We start from the raw sequence: 2,593 nt of genomic DNA, 5'->3' as shown, positions 1-2,593 counted from the left end.
CATCAGACGATGGTGGCTTGCTGCTGTTTTGACTGTTCTTACCAACCCTTTCTTCCAATTCTCTACAACGTTGTTCCAGGCAGGCAACTTTTATGCGCAGCTGTGTATTCTCTTTCAAGAGAATCTCAGTCGATAAAGGTGCAGGTGGCTTTTGAACCATGTTGGCTAAATATTAATAAAAAAACAGTGGTTAAGAGGATGGTATAAAAATCAGAAAATTCCAGATTTATGTTAGGGGTGCTGAATAGTTACACTCGTTTATTTGTAATGTCACTGTTATCAGTCGTAATAATGTCAAAACAGAAAGGACTGACAAGGGGTGTCAGTATTGGCGGGATAATGATATCTGTGAAATTATTGCCCCCGACTTGGCAAAACTAAAGCTCCAAATCGATAATTATTGTCCTGGCACATCAATCACAGAGACGATGGCCACAACACCAGGCAGCACCATGAACTCTTCCAATTCGGGTTCTGTCACCACGACAACGCCCCCAACAACTCGGCCCAAGGTGCAAAAAACGAACTTCTCCGGTCCGGATCCTGCTACATTTGCCGCACCAACACCGCCAGCGGCATCACCAAGCCCTGCCGTTATAGCTTGTATCGCCACCCTGGGTACGGTGATTATTGTGCTGGTCGGTGTGATCGCCTACCGCTATTACAGCCAAAGGTCATCGACTAATGCTGGTCGTAACCGCGCGGAACCCATGCCGCCCCCAGCCAGCGGCCGTCCCCGTGCTGAGGGACAGTTGCCTGCTCCTCCCCGGGATCATTACCAACCGTTGTCGTTCAGGCCGAGGAACACGAGACCGCTGCCTGCTCCTCCCCGGGATCATTACCAACCGTTGTCGTTCAGGCCGAGAAACACGAGACCGCTGCCTGCTCCCCCAGGCCATTACCAAACGTTAACATTCAGACAAGGGAACACGGCAACAGGGGACTACAATCCCCTGATGGGTAATGAAAAAGAACCCGCCCCCTCTGACATCCCTGTGTACTTAGAACTGATCGGGTATGAATCCACCGATAACCATGGTGAACCGGTGGCGGACGGGCAGCCCGGTATAGCAACAGGCAGCAACTCTGTGGCGAACACTGGAAAACCCACCCGACCAGGCAGCCCTGTGTACCATGTACTGACCAAACATGGGACTGACTCTGACGATAACCATGGTGAACCGTTGGCCGACGGCCAGGCCGGTATGGCAACAGGCAGCAACTCCGTGGCGAACACTGGAAAACGCACCCGACCAGGCAGCCCTGTGTACCATGTACTGACCGAACATGGGACTGACTCTGACGATAGCTATGGCAAACCGGCGGGTAGGCAACAGATAGCAGCAGCCCCATGGCGAACACTGGGAAAGAGATAAAAAGCCCCCTGCTCACAGCCATGCCATGAACCCAGCCTTTTCCAATGCTTTCTACATAAGTTTTCAGTGAGGGCAACGCGCGGTGAAAGCGATTATTCCAGCGCATAGTCTCCAGACATTCATGTGGGTCAATACCCAGGCGCTCCAGGATAGGCGGAACATCGTCAGTTATACGACCACAGTTGCCTTTGCGGATAATTCGGCCAGTCCAGTTGACCAGTTCAAAGTGGCTACTGAGGAGTTATCCTGAAATAATTTCCACATTTCTGGGTTTCAAAACTACGTTCGTCCTGAGCCTGTCGAAGGGCGTTAACTCCGAGGCATGATAGATTGTGCCAGGCACCCTTCGACTCCGCTCAGGATGAACGTAGTTTTGGGACCATGAAATGTGCAAATTATTTCAGGACAATTCCTGAGTATTCGTTGAGACAGCGCATGAACCAGCTAATACCCATTAACCCGGATATTTCATAAACTGCCACGAATCTCGACGACCACATGAATATGGGAGGTAGGGCGACGCAGAGTACCCATTCAGTCAGAGCGAGTTGAAGCAGAGGCCTGCTGGCAGGCAGGAAGAGCATGATATTATCAGCTACTGTCTGCGAATTTTACTCCTCCGCTCGGGTCGCTGATTGAGCTTGACCAGGTTATTTCGGCAATAGCTTGTGGTGGTTATCCAAAAGCAATGCAGCGTTCTTCAAATCGAAGAACACGCTGGTTCAGATCTTATACTGATGCGATTATCCGGCGGGATATCAAATAAGTTTTTCAGCTGCAAAAGCTGGACGAAATGGCGCAGCTGCTTAAATCATTGTCTTCTGTTTCTTCTGAGGCGCTGAATTATTGCCGGTAGGGTGCCTGTTTTGAATATAAGTTGTCTGTCGTGCAAAAAAAACAGTGAATGCAAAATCATTTCGCAGTATTAAAAAATCTTGATTGTTCAGCACCGCTCTACCGTCTCCAATCAAAGAGACGATGGCCACAGTACCAGGCATGACCTTTTCTGGCCCGGGTTCTGTCACATTTGCCGCACCAGCAGTGCTGGGCGGCTGTCCGGGAATTGCATTTTCATAGCAAAAAAAGCCCCATGTAATTCAAACTTTTCTTACCTCTGCCATAAAACTGGCTACCGTTATCAAAACCCTATTAATAACGCTTTTACCGATGTAGAAAAAAAATACTCCAACATCACTGACCTGTTTGCTTCTTTGTGT

3 protein-coding genes are annotated in these 2,593 nt (G+C 49.4%); 1 reads left to right on the top strand and 2 read right to left on the bottom strand.

The window, feature by feature from the left end; all coding sequences use genetic code 11:
- Nucleotides 1-160: DUF6444 domain-containing protein (locus tag CX664_RS28405; RefSeq protein ID WP_219622304.1), on the bottom strand; the 160-nt coding region annotated here is incomplete at its 3' end.
- A gap of 292 nt (nt 161-452) precedes the next feature.
- On the opposite strand from CX664_RS28405, the gene CX664_RS26060 reads away from it, so the two are divergent.
- The gene (locus tag CX664_RS26060) at nt 453-1,376 is read left to right on the top strand and encodes a hypothetical protein (protein ID WP_146000373.1); all 924 of its coding nucleotides are present in this window, start codon (nt 453-455) and stop codon (nt 1,374-1,376) included.
- An 806-nt stretch (nt 1,377-2,182) separates the two neighbouring features.
- On the opposite strand, the gene CX664_RS25150 is transcribed toward CX664_RS26060, so the two are convergent.
- Complete coding sequence (locus tag CX664_RS25150; protein WP_146000372.1) at nt 2,183-2,401, bottom strand: hypothetical protein; 219 nt, start codon at nt 2,399-2,401, stop codon at nt 2,183-2,185.
- Between the last annotated feature and the right edge of the window lie 192 nt (nt 2,402-2,593).

It is taken from the genome of Endozoicomonas acroporae, from assembly GCF_002864045.1.
Classification (GTDB): domain Bacteria; phylum Pseudomonadota; class Gammaproteobacteria; order Pseudomonadales; family Endozoicomonadaceae; genus Endozoicomonas; species Endozoicomonas acroporae.
This window is presented reverse-complemented; position numbering and strand designations above follow the sequence as displayed.

Bases quoted from the DNA above. Each gene is read 5' to 3' on its own strand.
- CX664_RS26060 (WP_146000373.1), top strand. From the start codon at position 453: ATGAACTCTTCCAATTCGGGTTCTGTCACCACGACAACGCCCCCAACA.